Consider the following 18,184-nt stretch of genomic DNA (forward strand, 5'->3'; position numbering starts at 1 on the left):
ATGAGTGAATGTATAGCATTAAGTAGTTTTCTTGATAATCCAAAATCTATTTCTAACGGTTTATTGTTGTATTATTTTCAAGATGTTTTATTAGACACGCCTTTCGGTTTAGATCCAAATAATGAAGAACATGTTTATGATGTACAAAGGTTTATGCAAATGCATCAAATCAAGAATAGTAAGTCGTTTCGTGTTTTCTTACATAATTTAAAAAAAGGAGAATATTTTCATGCTAACGTAAAAGATATTATTGAAGAGATATATCACTTTGATGAGGTTGCTTTTGCAGAGCACCTAGAGCAACTAGAAGGCGCTTACTTGAAAAATAGATATCGTTTATTGTATCCACAACGCTATGCTATTGTAGGTTATGGTATTTTAGGATTTAATTATGCGCTCTATAGTTTAGTTTGTAGAATAGGTGGAGTGTTGGGATATATAACAGAGAAGGAAGTTTATACTAGACATTGTGAGTTATCGGAATTCATTTCGCGTGTATTTGTAAATGGAAGAGAACTACAGGAAAATATCATGTTGGGAATTCAATTTTATGAAGCTTCTTTACAAGCAAACCCTACTAGCTTTTCTCGAAAAGGAAATTATTGGAATATAGTACGCGAGTTACAAAATGATCAGCTAAATAGTAATCCTAGTTAAAAGTAAAAAGAGAAATGAATTTTAAAGAGTTAGTTACTTTTATTGCTCAGAGTATTAATGAAAGAGATTATCAATCCTGTGAACAAGCGTTGATTGAAGGATATGAATATCTTCATCAAGAAGAGAAATCACCAGTAGAAAGCGTAGAGGAAGTTTCTTTTTATCGTTTTTATATTGAGTTTTTTACCCGATTTATTGGTTCGGATAATTTCGACTATGATAAAGTAATGCTGGCCCTTTCTGTTTTAGAGTATTATGGAGCAGAACAACTGAGAGAGTTTGAGCTTATTGGAGGGTTAGAGCAATATTGTGATATTGCATTTTATGAGCGAGCATTAGATTATCATCCTAATAGCTTAGCTCTGCTTTTAGGATACGCTAATAAGATGGAAGAGATACAAAAGTATGATGTAGCCATTGGGTGCTTACATCATGCTTTATCTGTTTATCCAGAAGCAAATAATCTTCGTCTTCGCTTATGGGATTTACAGGTGAATTATAGTAAACAACTATTAAGTAAAGAAATTCTTGAAGAAGGAGAAATTGATGTTTTAGTAGATTATGCTGTGCAGACACAAGTACATAGCGTCATAGAAGATTTACTTAATCAAAGTCGTTTTAATTTATCTGATAAGCAAGTAAATGAATTATCAATAGCGCAGTATGTTGCTAAAGACATTTTTGATTTAGAGGAGTGTGTCACTTTATGGGAACAAAAGTGGAGTAAGACATTATTGAGTGCTCAAGCGGGAATATACCTAGTTGATTGTTTTTATAGCTGTGGTATGTTAGTACAGGTGGCGGAAGTTATGGAAGTAATAGCTTTTAAAGAAGTAATACCTGTTGATATGCGAGAGTTGACAGAACAATACGTTGAAGATTTTTTTAAATCTTATAGTTGTGAAGACAGAGAGTTAGTTGTGAATTATTATAACTATAAAGCACTTTATCACAAGCATCAATATGAATTAGATCTAGCCTTGAAATATGTCAATGTAGCTAAGGTAGTTGTAGAAAAGCACCCTAGTATCTTATTAACAGAAGGAAGTATTTTGACCATGATGCGAAATCCTGAAGATGAGACAGCATTAGGTGTTTTGATAGAGGCCGCATATAAAGGAGCCAGTTTGCCTAACTATCTCTTAGAAATGGCTCACTATTATGACATGTTGGGAAGCTATCATGATGTTCTTGGTTTGGTGAATACCTATCATACTTATTCGCTCCCTACAGGGGAATCTTTATATCTTCAAGGAAAAGGAAACTTTGGTTTAGGTCAATACCGTCAAGCCTTAAAACCATTAGAAGTAGCAATGAAATTAAAAGAAGATAGCCCTTATCGATTGAGTATTAACTTTCTTATTATGACCTTGTGTAGGTACTTGAACGATACACCTAAGTTTGTAGAAGCTTTACAATATAGACTTTCTTGTTTCCATGTTTCAAGACCAGAACATTGGGAGACGCGTAATTATTATGTAGTATTCCTTTATGAAATGAAAGCATATGAGCAGTGTGCTAAATTAATTGTTCAATTGCATCAGATTAATCAATTATCTAAAAGTAATGAGGCTATCTTGTATTACTTGGTGGATGCTGAGTATTTAAGCAGTTCTGAGATGCAACTACCTAAGGTTACAGAGGCAATGATTGTTCAAGATCCACAGTATATAGAAGACTATCGTTCGAATGCACTATATTATTGGATTATGGGTAATAATTTAGAATCGGCTAAGGCTTTCGAAGCAGCAGCTGATTTTAGCTATGAAAAAGGTTTTTATCTAGCCAGAGCTTATTGGCGTACAACTTATGATGAGTCCTTATATGAGTATTCATTAGCTTTAATAGAAAGGTTAAAAAAAGAAGACGTAACAAGTGTAGATTATCAAATGTTGTATTGGGAACAAAATATATACTTTAGAAATGATCTAGCCCAGCCAGCCTATGATAGCTTTAAAGAGTTAATTACCAAGTTTCCCGTTACCTCAATGCGCAAAGATAGCAGTGTTAGCCATTATGCAATACGACAAAAAATAAATACAGAAAAATTGGGTAATCAGTCAGAATGTAACCGATACCTTAGTATGTATACTAGTGTATTTCGAGAGAAATAAACAATTTCACTATTGTAGAACGTCCGCTGATAAAAAAATAAATTATTTTTGTTTCACTTAGTTAGTGATTAATGATGAAACACTTATATTTTGGAACTGTCTCCATTGATATTACGACAGACTTGTCTAATCTAGACCAACAGTATAGTGGCTTTTTTAAAATTTTATTCTTGAAAGCAGGGAGCCAAATACAAATTGATTTTACCAATTATACTTGTGAACAAGATGCATTCTTTTTTTTTAATGAAGAACATGCCTTTCAAATTCTAGATCAATCAAAGGGAAAATTAATCTATTTTCACGCTGATTTTTATTGTGTAGAAATTCACGATCAGGAATTAGCGTGTGACGGAATTTTGTATAGTAATGTATTAACAACTCCCTATGTCTATTTAAAACAAGAACAAAATGAGGTATTGTGCAATCATATTCTTGAAATTGAAAGAGAAAAAGATTTAGCAGATAGTTGGAGTGAAGAGAAAATTAGAATATTGATAAAATATATTATTATTGAGGCAACTAGGACTTGGGTAAAACGAGAAAATAACAATACGGGAGTATTATCTGAACACCAAGAATTTTCAAGAAAATTTAGTCAATTAGTTGATCGGAACTATATGAATTTACATAAGGTAGGTGATTATGCAGCACTTCTAAATGTGACTACTAATGTTCTAAATAAGCGGATAACTAAAGGTTGTGGTATTTCTCCAAGTTGCGTGATTGTTAATCGTCTTATACTACAGGCAAAGCGCTTGTTGGCTTATACTGATTTAAGTGTAAAAGAAATTGCCTTCTCTTTAGGATATGAAGATGTGTCTTATTTCAATAGATATTTCAAGATTCAAACTAGTTATACTCCCTTAGCTTTTAGACGTAATCAAGAACTGTCCAAGCGACCTTATTGAGCTACTATTATAGTATGGAGAGAATGTCCTATAATTGAGGCGTTTTCTCCATTGAGGAAAATGAGTATTACTTATACTTTTGTAGAATTAAAATGGCACTACTTTTTGTGTACAAGGATTTTAATTAACTAAAGTAATATTATGAAAGTATCAATTAAGGCAATCTGGCGAGATGATTTAAAACAAGGAAAAGGGAATTATGTGTCTGATAATCAGTTGTTGAATCAGATGAATTACTCATTTTTAAAGCAAAAGGATTATGCTGTAACACTACCAGAAGAAATGATAGCAGCGGCTTATTCTGCTTGTTTCAATATGACACTTACCCTGTTATTAACTCAAGCATCGTATAAGATAGAGGAGTTAGAAACTAATTGCGAAATCACCTACAACAATGAGGTTATCGTACAAGCTGATTTGGAAATTATGGCAGTCATTTCAGGATTAGATAATACTATTTTTCAGCAAGTAGTAGCGCAAGCAAAACAAATGTGTCCAATTGGAAACAGTTTTAATTTTCCTACAATTTACAGAGCATTACTGAAATAGTCATGTTTGTTATTTTCAACACCAAAACAGATATAATAGCATGAAAGATGGACGTAATAAGCAAGTGAAGTTCGGCAATGAAATAGGAGCTGAACAAATTCAATATTATACAAGTACTATAATAGACGCTTTTTTGCAACGTAATTATTTTTCTACCCAATTAAATGAATGTCAGCTTTTTATTGAAGTTCAACCCAGCGGGATGGGGTGGGAATCTTTACTTATAACCTTTGAAACAGTAGGGATATTCTTAACTGCTGAAACAGTAGGGATAAACGGTTACTCAACTAGTAAACGAATGGGGTATAGCGTTGATATTGGGATTGTTGTAGATCAATATTGGCCAAAAACTAAGGTGCTAGAATTGGTTGAGATTATAGATTTAGGGGTGAATTATTCAGATAACCCAAAGGTGTTAACTATGATTGAGGGACTAATAAAAAAACTAAATTAATATAGCATATAGAATGAATTTATCAGAATTACTTATTAAAGATAATGAAGCACTAGCTTTTGAAGATGTATTTTTGGATGAAAAACAGCGTATAATACTCGATCAGTTGGTAAAAGAATATACCTATTTTTCGGAACTGACAGATTTAGGACTTCCTGTTAACAATAAAGTATTTTTACACGGAAGTTCAGGTTGTGGAAAGACAACTACTGCTAAAGCTCTTGCCAAGAGACTCAATAAAACAATTATTATTTTAGATTTGAGTACAATTGTTTCGGCAAAATTAGGAGAAACTTCTCAACATATTAAGCTAGTGTTTGAAAAAGCAAGTAGAGAACGTGCTGTTCTATTTCTAGATGAATTTGATCAAATAGGTAAATCTAGGGCTGTAGATGATAAAGATGTGGGCGAGATGAGAAGAATCGTCAATACCCTCATTCAATTAATCGATTACTTTTCACCTAACTCGGTTTTAATATGTGCCTCTAATCACGCTGATATCATTGATCAAGCACTAATGAGAAGGTTTCAACTACGACTAAACTATGAGCTACCTTCTCAAGAACAATTAGATAATTATTACGATAGATTAATTTCTAATTATCCTTCTCATTTTGCTTTATTTAAGAGAAAATATAATGTTTCTTATGCAGAGGCTAAGGATTATGCTCTTACTAGTATAAAAAAACAGGTGATTAATCAATTGGAAGCTAGAGATAAGATCTAATTATAAACAGAGAGTTTACATAGCTAAATTGTTTGTTAAGCAACAAGTTATTTGTTTTGTTGTAATTTTAACGCATAATAGATAAAAGATTGATGTTAAAACAAATTATTATATGTAGCGTTTTCTTGTTATGTACACTGGTTCATGCACAGAAAAATGATACACTTTATACTAAGCTTATTGATGATTTTCAGTTAGTCAGTCCAGAAAAGGCAAATTTTTATAAAGTGATAGGGCCGATGGATAAGCAAGGGTTTAGTGCTGTTGAAGATTATACTATTGAAGGATATATTGTATCCAAAGGTTTTGCAAGGAGAGATATGCTCCGTTTTATTTATAAAGGAGAGCGTTTTTTTTATGGTCATGATGGTGAGGTTACGGGAGTATACAAATATGATGACAAAGGGAATCAATACAGTATTGAATCATTCGATTCATTGAAGAAAAAGTCTTATCGTTTAATTACTAAAGAAGGGAAGCCTTTTGCAGGAGAAATCTATGATCTAGGTGTTTTGTACACTTATGAAAAAGGTAAACAGATCAAAGTAACTTGTTATTATAATAATAGTACCCAGCCATATGCAATTAAGAAAGTAGATACCATACAGTATTTTGACATGAAAGGCGATGTAGTAGGAGAGCTAAATTATGCAACAGATAATGGTGAGTTTGTACCTCTTAACGGTGATAAATATGAGTACAAACAAGGAAGGTTTGTCAGTTATTTAAAATATCAAGATAGAGTGATTGTTTATCAAGGGAAGTTTAACTTGGAAGCTAAAGCAGTTTTTCAATTGCAGCATGAGGTGTTTTATAAAAATGAAAAGTACTATAAGGAAAATGTATATTATACTGATGGAAAGCTCAGAGTAACAAACTGGTATAGTCAAGATGATTTAAATGTTTTGATAAGTAGTGATTATTACAACCAGAATGAAGAGTATTTAGGTACATATAATGAACAAACAAAAGCAGGTGTAAATGTCTATTTCTATGATGATTTTTTTATCAAACAAATAAAAACTGAGAAAGAAGGAAGGGTTTTAAAGGAAATTAATTTTTTGAAAGAGATTGAGCCCGTTGTAAAAACAAGAATATACTATAAATTAAGTGAAATTGATTATGCTCAAGGACAGGGATGGTTTTATGATCAAAAGGGTGAGTTAATTTCTAGTGTCGAGTATAAAGATGGGATTCCTTGGAATGGAACTACTTACGAATTTTCTGATGGTAATGTAGTCATTAGTCCTTATGTCAATGGATTTATAGATGGTATTCAAGAGATTTATGCAGATTATCCTAATACACCTTTGATTCTACGAAAGAATGTATATAAAGACAAAAAACTTCGTTTGGAGCAATGGTATGAACAAGGGGAGCTGTTACAGGAATTAGAATATGCTTCAGCGAATGAGGCAAATGCTATCGATGAATTGATAAGTAAAGGAAAGAAATATATTGTCTATCGCGATGGACAGCCGTATCACGGAAGTGAAACTACGGAGGAATTAAGTCATATACGAGAAGATATTTATCGCAAAGGCAAAAAGATTGAAACTACCTATACAGCGCACAATGGATTAGTGTTTGCTAAAGAGTATTTTTTTGCAGATTCAAAAATAAGACGAATCTTCTATAATGATCAAGGAAGAGAGATTATTAGTTATGAAGTTCAGTTTGAGCGATTGAATGGTGACTATAGCTATACTGATAAAAATGGGATTACCTATAAAGCAACTTTTCAGAAGGGTTACTTAATATCAGGCGAGGTATTATATAACTATATAAATGAAGATGATCAGCATAACTTGTATTATATATATGTTAAAAGACTTGGTAGTAAGGTGGATATAAAATTAAAAGATGTGAGTGAGAATAAATGGTTAAATGAGCAAACTATTAGTACAGAGGATATTGTTTACCCAAATATTTCATTATTAGCGGCTCCTATTGATGCTCAGTTCTTATACTTTGATTCAGAGTACCGTTTTTTATTTACTGATTAATTGATAATAAATAGTTTAAACTGTTTGTTTGGTTAATTGTTTTTTCAAGATTAAAAGATATGTTTTTGAATTATTTTGTGTTTTGATATTTATTTCTGATTAACGTATTTTTACCCAATAGTAAAAAGTAAGTATTATATGAAAAAAATGTTTTTAGGCCTTTTCGCCTTGTTTATTATGACTTCTTGTTCTACCGAGAGCAATGATGCTGTAAATGTTGGTAAAGAAACTCCTGAAGTACCAGGTGAAGTGGTGACTACTCCTTTTGTGGAAGGAAAGATGACTATGAGTCTTTATACTAAGGAAATAAATGTCGGTGGACTATTGGATAAAATAGATTATTCAAAAGGGGACGTATATGGACAGTTCCAAACACTAATGACAAATTTGCCAAAAGATGAAAATCCTTTTTTAGCATGGGGAGATTTATTTGATAAGAAACCTATGGCTGCTTTTGCATTAATGATGAGTATGACCAAGGCAGATTACTATGTGAAAAATAGTACAGTCTTAGCTAAAGCGAAGGGAGCAACTTGGCAGATGGATCATTTTTACAGTGAAGATCAAGATCAAGCGTCTGTTTACTTAAAAGCAATGGCTCCTGCTACTGATATGCCAGTTGAAAATCAAACAGCTTATGCTATATATACACCTTCTAAAGGAGAAACTTATACAGAAGGTAGTACTATTGACTATAAGGAGTTTAATAGAAGAAAATTAGATAAGGTAGCTTATGTAAGCAATTATGCTTGTGATGTGATTGAATATACACGAATTAAAGCGCCTTCTGATCCAAATAATGAGTTTTCATTTGGTTATAACAAGTTGTTGGTTTATACTTCTCCACTGTTTGATAAGACTATAAACTTTACTCATTCTACATATCTTCCAGAGGATGGAGGTATTTTGAAAATTGAAATGTATGTAGATGGAATAGAAGAGCCTTTTATGGTTTTTCAACCTGAAAAAGTAGAAGTCAAGACCATTGCAGATAGTGAATTAGAGACTAGAGTTTCTACACCAGTTTATGCTATTGACGATTTAGAATTTAGTGCTAAGGTACTTGGAATTATGTTTGCTCCTACAGATGAGCAAACTGAAGAACCTTTTCTTGTAAGTAAATCCTTGTAATTAGGTATTCTGCATATATTCTGTTTTCATAGGGTAAGCTAAGTAAGAAGTGAATAACTAGTTTTTTAACTTCTAGTTATCTTTTTAAATAGTTGTTAGATACTGAACTCCCGTATAACTAAGGAATTGTTATACGGGAGTAATATATAAATAGTTTTTTTTTCAGTTAGAAGTCTAATTGTTTTTTAGACTAATCTTCATTAGTGAACCACTTCACTAAATCAGTATATCCATCGGTGATGAGGTTGTTGTAATATTTAGGGTTCATATTTGCTCCACTGAATTTACTGATAGTATATTGTAATTTTTTTAATTTAAGTGATCTAAATGATGCAGGAATAGGTTCGCTGAAATTACATCCTTCAATACTAAGACGTTCAAGATTTTTAAGGTCTAATAAAGAGTTTGGTAGTCCTTCTGTATCAAAGTTGGTAAGGTGTAGTGTACGCAATTCTTTAAACTGACCGATATAGGTTGGTATCATGTCTATTTGATAGCCAGATAAGTATAGTTCTTGCAACGGTAAACATGTAAGTTCTTGAGGTACGTAGCACAAGGAGTCGTTAGTTCCTTGAAGCCTAAGTTTTTTAAGTTTAGGATATTTGACCAAAGCATTCGCACCAGCTAATCCAAATTCATAACATAAAGATAGATCAACAACCTCTAAATTTGGAGCATCTAATCCTTCTAGTGTAGGTATTTTTGAATAAGATAAATCAACTATTTTTAAATAAGGTAATTCAACAGCGGGGAAATGATCATATCCTCTTAATTTAATAGATTCTAGTAAAGGACTGTTTGTTAAGAGTTGATCTAAGTTATCAAGCTCAACGTTTTCTAATTGTAAGGTGTGCAATTTGGTCTCTTGATCCACAGATAAGCAAGGACAACTATCAGGTAAGATTGCGTTACTGTTTATTTTTAAAATTTTTAGGTTTTCACAATTAACCAGCACATTAGTCAATAGACCTATTGGCAAATTGGTGTCCAAACTAATAAGCGTATAAGGCTTAACCATTAAGTTAGTGATATCATTTACTTCATAAGTATCGTTTTTTAAAGGAAAGTATGTGAAGTGTTCTACGGATAGATAGCTGAATAAATCGCTGTGCTTTTCAACTTTGCAGTTTTCAATAGAGGCTTTACCAACGCATATAATTTTGTTAGATACTTTAATTTCAGCGCAGTTTATGATTTTTAGTACATCTATTACACTGGGAAGAAAACAAGTGTCTATTATTAGTTTATTAGATTGTTCTATAGTTACAGACATCAGCTTTTCAATACGTCCGATTGATTTAGGTAGTTGCACTGTTTGGTAGTTAAAAAAACTAAGGTGTTTAAGCGAGGTACATTGTTCTATATTTTGCGATAAAGAGTTATCACCAATTAAATTTTCAAATGTAACGGTCGTTAGTTTATTGAATTTAGACCATGGCACTTTTATTTCCGTTAGGTTTTCCATATTGGAAAAGCTCAATTTATCTAAGTTAGGAAAAGACTCAGGGTTTTGAGATAGATATAGTAGTATTGCCTGGTCTGAAACTACTAGGTTTGTCAGTGAATCAAAAGTATATTGTTGTTCTAAGTTGATCAATTCTCCAGAAAAACAAGTAATCTTACCATTAAAAATTACCTTAGGATGAATTAGCTGGAGTCTATCATTTTTCCAAAGGCTCAACACAGTTAGGCTAGGTACGTTTAACTTGTCACTTATCGTAGTAAAATCTGGACATTTCATGATTTTAATTTTGTTCAGCTCAGGAAGTGTATTTAGTTCTTCTCCAATGGAATTAAGAGTGCTTACTAAAGAAAACTCTATCGCTTCTATACTTCTAGGCAGGGTAGGTAGTGTTGGAGTAGGCCAATTGGTGTTCATACACTTTAAAGACCTTAGAGCAGTTAGTTTTGTAAAGTCAAATTTGATATGTGTTAATTTAGGAAGCTCCAATTCCAAAGACTGTAGTGTCGTTATGTCTTCTATTGATTTTGGAAGTATAGTATATTCTCCTTCTATGCTTAAGTGTTCAAGTTGAGTAAATTTTTCAAAAACATCAGGTAGTCCTTGTTCAAAGTTTAAGGTTTCGATGTTGATAATTCTAACTGAGGGGAACCTCCCTAGTAGTATTGGATTTTGAATCAGAGTAGTTGGGTCATGACTATCCCTAACGTCAAGTACATCAAACCCTAGTTTACTATACATAAAATCAACATCTAAATCATCCGATATATTTGCATATTCTAATAAGGTATTTAAAACCTCGTACCATTGGGGAATACCAATTGACTTGATTAGTTTTTTTCGAATTTTGAAGGCTTTAATAACTTTCTCACTAGCATTTTGCTCTAAAGTTTGTCTGATTTCTTTAACTGTGTTTGTGTCTTTGCTACATTTTCCAATCAAAAATAAATCATTGATATAGTCTTTAGGAAAGTTAGTTTGACTTTGAATAGTAGCATAGTATTCAGGTAATGATTCAATAAACTTATACATATTATTTTTTTTTCTTTTTTTGTTTCTGATTTTAAAATTATTTTTGGATTTTGAGTAATAGTATAAATCAGTTAATGGTAAAAAATATTTATGGATCAAAGTAAATATTTTGTTTAGACATATTATTCACTGAATTAGGTGATATTAATACAGGAGTTAGAAAGAAGTAGGTCGATCTTTTTGAGTTTTTATTTAAACTATATTATTGATATATAATATATTATTTAGGGTGTGATTTTTAAATAGTGGTACATCTAGTATGGTGTATAAACAAAGAAAAATTTAATAAAAATGGGGAGTTTATTTAGAAATGTGGGTTATGTTATAGCTATTGTTTTAACAGTGCTTTGTGTCTTGGGAATGCTACTTAGTTTCTTGGACTTTAGTAGAACAAATGAACGGGCTGCAGCCAATATAATATCTTATATTGCAGCTCCTATGTTATTTTTGATAATAGTAATTATTACTTGTACTATTCTAATGATTGTTAATCTTATTGACGGACAAACTTTATTTTATGATTTTAATCGTTTTGTCAAGTTTTTTAGGTATTCAGGTTTAATCGTAGCAGTTTTATTTTTATTAAGTTTATTTAAGCTATAGCAGTAAAAAAGAGAAAGTCCAAAAGACATTCTCCTTTTAAAGACAACTAGTAAATAAGGAGAACTAGTTTAGTGCTGTAAATCTCTAATATTTAATAAAATTATTTTTATCTAATTTAGAATTACAGTAGTAAAAATAAAGAATGAGATTTCTCACATTCAAAAATAGTAAAATTAATAGGTTAATGGTATTAATTACTGTTTTTTATTGAAATAATTTTGTGAATCAAAAAATACGCTAAAATGAAATTTAAAATTATGTTTTTGTTAAGTTTATGCTATACCATTTTATTAGCAAGTTGTGGTTATAAGAGTACAATTCAGGATGTAGTGCCTAAACATGATACTTTTAAACTAGAATCAAATCAATTAAAAGAAGAAAGAACTATTAATGTATGGACACCAAAAAATTATGAGAGTACTCAGGATTCTTTGCCCGTAATCTATATGGCTGATGGAGGAATAGGAGAGGATTTTCCTCATATCGCATCTACCATAGAAGAGCTTATAAATGAGCAAAAAATTCCTGCTGTAATCTTAGTTGGAATTGAAAATACACAAAGAAGAAGAGATTTGACAGGATTTACAACTGTTGCAAAAGATAAAGAAATTGCACCCGAGGTAGGAGGTTCTAATCAGTTTAGAGCCTTTATTAAAGAAGAGTTATTTAAGGAAATCGATAAAAGATATAGAACCAAAGAAGAAAAAACGATATTAGGAGAATCTGCTTCAGGTTTGTTTGTGATGGAAACCTTTTTTGTTGAACCCGCCATGTTTGCAAACTATATCGCCTTTGACCCTTCATTATGGTGGAATAATCATTATTTAGTTAGAACCGCAAAAGCTAGTTTAGATCAAAATAGTGCGGTAAAAAGAAAGCTTTGGTTTGCAGGATCGAATGCTGCTGATATTTCTCCCTATACAAATAAGTTAGCTACTATTTTAGCAGAAAATGAAAATAAAAATTTAGTGTGGCACTATGTAGATGAGCCAAATGAAGGACATACAACTATATTTAGAGCAACTAAAAAACAAGCCCTAATTTGGATATTAAATAATTAAAATAGCAGTAGTTTAGCATCTTATAATAAGATATGGATATAGATATTAAGAAAAAGACATTTTTAAATTTTGTTGGACTTTTAAGAAGTTTTTTAATCAAGTGTTTTATTGGGATTGTTTTATGTAGTAGCATAGCGTTTTTATATACTAATTTTATTTTTGAGCAAATATTATTTGCTCCTAAGAACCCTAATTTTCCTATTTATATTTGGCATCGTTCTTTGATAGATTTTTTTAATTTGAGTTCATCATTGTATATGGAAGGGATTGATTTTGATATTCAAAATCGAAAAATGGATGGTCAGTTAATGATTATGATTTGGACTAGTTTTACCTTTGGACTAATAGCTTCATTTCCTTGGATTTTGTATCAAATTTGGAAACTTGTACAACCTAAATTATATAATAGTAAGACAAGATACAGTATTGTATTTGTAACAATCACAAGTCTTTTATTTTTTATAGGTGTCTTGTTTGGATATTTTATTATAGTTCCTTTATCAATAGCGTCCTAAATAAATTTAGTACATAGAATATCCTCCCACTTTAGTAGGATACGAGTATATATATGATGATTTTTAAAACAGAACCCCCTGTTGTAATTTAGGAGGTGGTTTTTCTACTTCATTTAGCGGATTATCGAGCCATAATTTCAGCTGAATCTTCACAAAGAGATTTAATCTTATAAAAGCGACTAAATTGGATAAATGCCACTTGAATTTAGACTGTGCTCGCAATGCTTTTAGTATTAAAATGGTAATTAACGCCGTCCAAATTTGTATCATCACAGCGTTTTCAGATGTTCCTATAAAAGATTTGATATGCAGTAACTGCTTTAAATCTCTAAAGAATATTTCTACCATCCATCTACTTTTATACAATTCACTTATAGTATTTGCAGTCCAATTAAATTGATTGGTAATGAGTTCAATGACCTGATTATTTTGCTCATCCCACACTGCTACACGCCTTAATTTTTTCGGATATATCTGCTTTGACCTTGTATTAGTTAAGCTAATTAACTCATCTTTTAAGATGTTTTGATGTCTGTTCTCTGGAAGCTCTAATTCCTTAATAGTTTCAAATTTCAAATTGTCTTTATGTCTAATCACAAAGAATACTTGTTTGCTGTCCCAAACATTTAAAAGGCTAAAATCATTGTAGAATCGATCAGCAACTATAACACTGCCTTTGAGTAATGGGATATCATAAGCTCCTTTATTATCAGCCGTTTTACCATTTGTAATATTAATATAGGCTGGTAAATTCCCATCAAAATCAAGGAGTGTATGCATTTTAACAGCACCTTTATTGGTCTTGTATTTTGCCCAATCAAAGATGCTCAAACACAGAGATATGGTTGTGGAGTCTAATAACAGGATTTTTGACTTGATTCGGAACTTCACCTGCTTAAACTTGGGATGCTGTCCTAAACTTTCGAGCAAAGTAAAATAGTACTCTTTAAAGAGCTCATGGGATCTTTTTTTATTCTGATAACTGATTGATGATTTAGATGGGGCTATAGTTAAACCTAAATGATTTAAGTTTCCAGTAGCAGAGCGAAGGCCATTACTAATATCACGAACAGATTTACTACGGGCAAAATGGCAAAATAGCATAGATACTAAATGACTCCAACTATCAAAACCCTTGTTGTGTTTATCTGTTTGCCTTTCCTTTACTATTTTCTTAAACTTTGAACGATCTAGTTTTTGGATTATTTGAGAAAATAAAGTTACATTTGTCATAGAGAGAGTGTTTTTTGGTGTGCAACTCAAAGATAATTTGAGATCCTTAATTTACTCTCTTTTTTTGTACCTTTTTTTTAAACGTTTAGGACGTTATTGTTCCTTTATCTATTCATTTTTTTATGAATATAGAGATTAGTAGTATTGTTGCCAATCAAATCGATCTTACCTCATATATTTCTCTTGTTAGAACCACCATACTAGCATCAGGTATTGTGTTTGTTTTGCCAGTTGTCATTCTAGTATTATACAAGATGGGAATTTTATCAACAGATACACTCAAAGGTTATCGCAGATATGCTTATGTTTTGATTTTAGTAGCATCAGCAATTATTACACCTCCAGATGTATTGAGTCAAGTTATTTTGGTTATACCATTAGTTTTATTGTATGAAGTGAGTATTTTCTTTTCAAGGTTTATGAAGTCTAATCACATTACAGAATAATTTATTATCGTATTTGCTATCAATATTAATTAAACTTGCATAGTTTAAATATACATCGTAATATTGCGATGTATATTTAAGTATAAAACAATGGGAGTAACAAAATCAGAATTATTTAGTGATAAAAAGAATAGATTATCGCTTATGTTTAAGGTTTTAGGGCATCCAGCAAGACTTGCCATTCTTCAGTATATTATCAATCAAGATGCTTGTATTTGCAATGATTTGGTAGAAGAACTTGGATTGGCTCAAGCGACTATTTCACAGCACTTAAAAGAGCTTAAGAATAGTGGACTTATCAAAGGAACAATTGAGGGTAAATCAGTTTGTTATTGTATTGACGATGCAGTTTGGAATGAATTTTTCAAGGAGTTTGAATTGTTCTTCGCTCAAAAAATAGCATCAAACGATTGCTGTTAATATTTTTTAATTATTATCATCGTAATATTGCGATTATGAAATAAATTTAAAACAAATAAAATATGAAATTATCAGAAGTAAAAGCCGTTTTAGAAAAATTAGATCGAGTAGATTTTCAATTTGAAGATGGAACGTTTGTAGCCGAACACTTCCATGTAACGGAAGTAGGTCAAGTAACAAAAAAGTTTATTGATTGTGGGGGAACAATGAGAGAAGAGGTAAAGGTAAGCTTTCAATTGTGGAATGCAGATGATTATCAGCACCGTTTAAAAGCGGGTAAACTGCTTCATATTATTCGATTGTCAGAAACAAAATTAGGTATTGTTGATGCCGAGATCGAAGTAGAAGTTCAAGGTAAAGAAACGATTGGGAAGTATTTCTTAGCATTTAATGGAACTCACTTTTTATTAAAAAACACATTGACTGCTTGTTTAGCTGAAGATGCTTGTGGAATTATCCCAAGTAATCAAGAAGCTCAAACTAGTTGTTGCGATCCTAATTCTGGATGTTGTTAATCGTAAAAAAGTAAAAGATGTATAAAACAGTATCAACTACAATTAGCGCTATGCTTGAATCACAAGAGATAAGCGCTACTAGAAAAGAAGTTTTAGCTCCTTTAGTGGCTTATATTCAAGCGAAGGTTGATTCAAAATCTCCAATTCGAATCAATTTTATCTGTACACATAATTCAAGAAGAAGTCATTTGGCTCAGATTTGGATGCAAGTAGCAGCAACTTACTATGGTATTCCAGAAGTTATTTGTTATTCAGGAGGGACTGAACAAACAACGATGTATCCCCTAGTTGCTACAGTTTTAAAAGAACAGGGATTTAACGTATTTAAAATTTCGGAAGGAGAGAATCCTATATATGCGATAAAGTATGGCGATAATGAAGTTCCTATTATTGGTTTTTCTAAGAAGTACGATGCTGCTTTTAATCCAAGTGATGATTTTGCAGCTGTAATGACTTGTTCACAGGCTGATGGAGGTTGTCCTTTTATAGCAGGTGCTGAGCGAAGAATCCCTATTACATTCGAGGATCCTAAGGCATTTGATGGAACAGCAAACCAACAAACAGGATATTTTAATCGAAGCCTTGAAATTGCAAGTGAAATGTTTTACATCGTGTCACAAATTAAAAAATAAGTCATGCAAGTTAGAATGAAATTTTTAGATCGATACTTAACCCTTTGGATTTTCTTGGCTATGGGGATTGGTGTTCTCTTAGGAAATGTATTTCCAAGTGTTTCTAATGTGATGGATAAACTATCTATTGGAACGACCAATATTCCGTTGGCTATAGGACTAATCATCATGATGTATCCTCCACTGGCTAAGGTTGATTATAATCTATTACCATTGGCTTTTCGGGATAAAAAAGTCTTAGGCTTATCTCTTTTCTTAAACTGGATTGTAGGACCTGTTTTAATGTTTGTTCTGGCTATTATTTTCATGCGTGATGAACCTGATTATATGGTAGGGTTGATCCTTATTGGTTTAGCCAGATGTATTGCAATGGTGATTGTATGGAATGATTTAGCAAAAGGTAATCGAGAATATGCAGCCTTACTGATTGCATTAAATAGTGTTTTCCAAGTGCTGTTTTATAGCTTCTTTGTTTGGCTTTTTATCAACGTATTACCTTCTTATTTTGGATTTGCTGATTATGCTATTTCAATTAAGATGAGCGATGTTATACAAAGTGTGCTTATTTATTTAGGAATTCCATTTTTAGCAGGTTTTTTAAGTCATAAGTATCTCATTAGAATAAAAGGAGAAGCTTGGTTTACCCGCAAGTTTATCCCTTTTATTTCACCTTTTACTTTATATGCTTTACTGTTTACCATTGTGCTTATGTTTAGCTTAAAAGGAGAGCAGATTGTACAATTGCCAATGCAAGTTATCAAAGTTGCTATTCCACTTGTTATCTATTTTGTTTTGATGTTCTTTGTTAGCTTCTTTTTAAATAAATTCATGCAGGTAGATTATGATAAAAATGCGGCTATTTCTTTTACTGCAGCAGGTAATAATTTTGAACTAGCTATCGCTGTTGCTATTGCCGTATTTGGAATTCACTCGCCCCAAGCTTTTGTAGGAGTTATTGGACCTTTAGTTGAAGTTCCTGTACTGATTTTACTTGTACGAGTGAGTTTATGGATGAAAAAGAAATATTATACAAAGTGATAAAATATAGTTGTTTTTAAATGGTGTAAAGTCGTTTCTATTAAATTAATCACTAGAATAAATCAATTCATTATTTATTTTTTTATTTTTGAGATAAACTAATATTTTATGAATTTACAAGTGTTTTATCGAATAAGTTTTTTTACTATTTTATCTTTTTTGTTTGTGTCATGTAATGCAAGTACAATACCAGAAAAAGCTAAACCCGTTGAAAATTTTGATGTAAATCGTTATTTGGGAATTTGGTATGAAATTGCTCGATTTGATTTTTATTTTGAAAAAGACTTAACTAATACCACAGCTTACTATAGCTTGGACGAGAACGGAAATGTCAAGGTTTTAAATCGAGGTTTTAATGTTAAAACCAAAGAATGGAAACAAGCAGAAGGAATAGCTAAATTTAGAGCAGAGCAAAATGTAGGGGCACTTAAGGTTAGCTTTTTCGGGCCTTTTTATTCGGGTTATAATGTCATTGCATTAGATTCAGATTATAGGTATGCTCTAATAGCAGGAAAAGATCTTGATTATTTATGGATTTTATCTCGAGAAAAAAGTATCCCCGAAGCTATTAAAGAACAATACTTGACACTAGCTAATGAAATTGGTTATGATGTATCTCGTTTGATTTGGGTTGAACATGACAAGGAAGATATGTCGGTAATAAAGTCTAAATAAATACAA

General features: G+C 31.6%; 19 protein-coding genes. 17 read left to right on the top strand and 2 right to left on the bottom strand.

Translation table 11 applies throughout. The annotated features are described in order from the left end of the window. From NWE55_RS11950 to NWE55_RS11985, 8 genes are all read left to right on the top strand, one after another. Complete coding sequence (locus NWE55_RS11950) at positions 1-657, top strand: DUF1266 domain-containing protein (RefSeq protein ID WP_258204082.1); 657 nt, start codon at positions 1-3, stop codon at positions 655-657. 14 nt (positions 658-671) lie between these two features. Beyond that, the gene (locus NWE55_RS11955; RefSeq protein ID WP_258204083.1) at positions 672-2,771 is read left to right on the top strand and encodes a hypothetical protein; all 2,100 of its coding nucleotides are present in this window, start codon (positions 672-674) and stop codon (positions 2,769-2,771) included. 71 nt (positions 2,772-2,842) lie between these two features. Further along, complete coding sequence (locus NWE55_RS11960) at positions 2,843-3,679, top strand: helix-turn-helix domain-containing protein (protein ID WP_006266550.1); 837 nt, start codon at positions 2,843-2,845, stop codon at positions 3,677-3,679. A gap of 141 nt (positions 3,680-3,820) precedes the next feature. Further along, the gene (locus tag NWE55_RS11965; protein ID WP_059051413.1) at positions 3,821-4,228 is read left to right on the top strand and encodes an OsmC family peroxiredoxin; all 408 of its coding nucleotides are present in this window, start codon (positions 3,821-3,823) and stop codon (positions 4,226-4,228) included. A gap of 40 nt (positions 4,229-4,268) precedes the next feature. Beyond that, on the top strand, positions 4,269-4,682 hold the full coding sequence (locus NWE55_RS11970; RefSeq protein ID WP_059051411.1) for a hypothetical protein: 414 nt from the start codon (positions 4,269-4,271) through the stop codon (positions 4,680-4,682). Positions 4,683-4,695: 13 nt separating this feature from the next. Further along, on the top strand, positions 4,696-5,409 hold the full coding sequence (locus NWE55_RS11975; RefSeq protein WP_258204084.1) for an AAA family ATPase: 714 nt from the start codon (positions 4,696-4,698) through the stop codon (positions 5,407-5,409). A 92-nt stretch (positions 5,410-5,501) separates the two neighbouring features. Beyond that, complete coding sequence (locus NWE55_RS11980; RefSeq protein ID WP_258204085.1) at positions 5,502-7,415, top strand: toxin-antitoxin system YwqK family antitoxin; 1,914 nt, start codon at positions 5,502-5,504, stop codon at positions 7,413-7,415. A gap of 138 nt (positions 7,416-7,553) precedes the next feature. Beyond that, on the top strand, positions 7,554-8,546 hold the full coding sequence (locus NWE55_RS11985) for a hypothetical protein (RefSeq protein ID WP_258204086.1): 993 nt from the start codon (positions 7,554-7,556) through the stop codon (positions 8,544-8,546). A gap of 190 nt (positions 8,547-8,736) precedes the next feature. Here the strand turns inward: NWE55_RS11985 and NWE55_RS11990 are convergent, their stop codons facing one another. After that, positions 8,737-11,040, bottom strand: coding sequence for a leucine-rich repeat domain-containing protein (locus tag NWE55_RS11990; protein ID WP_074748128.1), 2,304 nt, complete (start codon positions 11,038-11,040; stop codon positions 8,737-8,739). A 291-nt stretch (positions 11,041-11,331) separates the two neighbouring features. Here NWE55_RS11990 and NWE55_RS11995 point away from each other — a divergent pair, with 291 nt between their 5' ends. From NWE55_RS11995 to NWE55_RS12005, 3 genes are all read left to right on the top strand, one after another. Beyond that, a complete protein-coding gene (locus tag NWE55_RS11995; RefSeq protein WP_039328977.1) occupies positions 11,332-11,643 on the top strand; it encodes a hypothetical protein in 312 nt (103 codons plus the stop codon). A gap of 242 nt (positions 11,644-11,885) precedes the next feature. Beyond that, positions 11,886-12,704 carry an alpha/beta hydrolase gene (locus NWE55_RS12000; protein WP_006266560.1) on the top strand — a complete coding sequence of 273 codons (819 nt, stop codon included), beginning with the start codon at positions 11,886-11,888 and terminating at the stop codon, positions 12,702-12,704. A 32-nt stretch (positions 12,705-12,736) separates the two neighbouring features. Further along, positions 12,737-13,219 carry a twin-arginine translocase subunit TatC gene (locus NWE55_RS12005; RefSeq protein ID WP_258204087.1) on the top strand — a complete coding sequence of 161 codons (483 nt, stop codon included), beginning with the start codon at positions 12,737-12,739 and terminating at the stop codon, positions 13,217-13,219. A 63-nt stretch (positions 13,220-13,282) separates the two neighbouring features. Here the strand turns inward: NWE55_RS12005 and NWE55_RS12010 are convergent, their stop codons facing one another. After that, a complete protein-coding gene (locus NWE55_RS12010) occupies positions 13,283-14,452 on the bottom strand; it encodes an IS4 family transposase (RefSeq protein ID WP_160339887.1) in 1,170 nt (389 codons plus the stop codon). Between the two features lie 95 nt (positions 14,453-14,547). On the opposite strand from NWE55_RS12010, the gene tatC reads away from it, so the two are divergent. The 6 genes from tatC (at position 14,548) to NWE55_RS12040 (ending at position 18,178) form a co-directional block, all read left to right on the top strand. Continuing rightward, complete coding sequence (gene tatC / locus NWE55_RS12015; protein WP_258204725.1) at positions 14,548-14,898, top strand: twin-arginine translocase subunit TatC; 351 nt, start codon at positions 14,548-14,550, stop codon at positions 14,896-14,898. A 90-nt stretch (positions 14,899-14,988) separates the two neighbouring features. Beyond that, positions 14,989-15,318, top strand: coding sequence for an ArsR/SmtB family transcription factor (locus NWE55_RS12020; RefSeq protein WP_039328982.1), 330 nt, complete (start codon positions 14,989-14,991; stop codon positions 15,316-15,318). Between the two features lie 62 nt (positions 15,319-15,380). Then, entirely contained in the window at positions 15,381-15,833 is a 453-nt protein-coding gene (locus NWE55_RS12025) for a DUF6428 family protein (RefSeq protein WP_039328984.1), read from the top strand. A gap of 17 nt (positions 15,834-15,850) precedes the next feature. Next, a complete protein-coding gene (locus NWE55_RS12030; protein WP_039328986.1) occupies positions 15,851-16,465 on the top strand; it encodes an arsenate-mycothiol transferase ArsC in 615 nt (204 codons plus the stop codon). Positions 16,466-16,468: 3 nt separating this feature from the next. After that, positions 16,469-17,503, top strand: a complete 1,035-nt coding sequence (gene arsB / locus NWE55_RS12035) for an ACR3 family arsenite efflux transporter (RefSeq protein WP_039328988.1) — start codon at positions 16,469-16,471, stop codon at positions 17,501-17,503. A gap of 108 nt (positions 17,504-17,611) precedes the next feature. Then, positions 17,612-18,178, top strand: coding sequence for a lipocalin family protein (locus NWE55_RS12040; protein WP_039328990.1), 567 nt, complete (start codon positions 17,612-17,614; stop codon positions 18,176-18,178). Positions 18,179-18,184 lie beyond the last annotated feature (6 nt).

It is taken from the genome of Myroides albus (assembly GCF_024722315.1).
Lineage (GTDB): Bacteria > Bacteroidota > Bacteroidia > Flavobacteriales > Flavobacteriaceae > Flavobacterium > Flavobacterium album_A.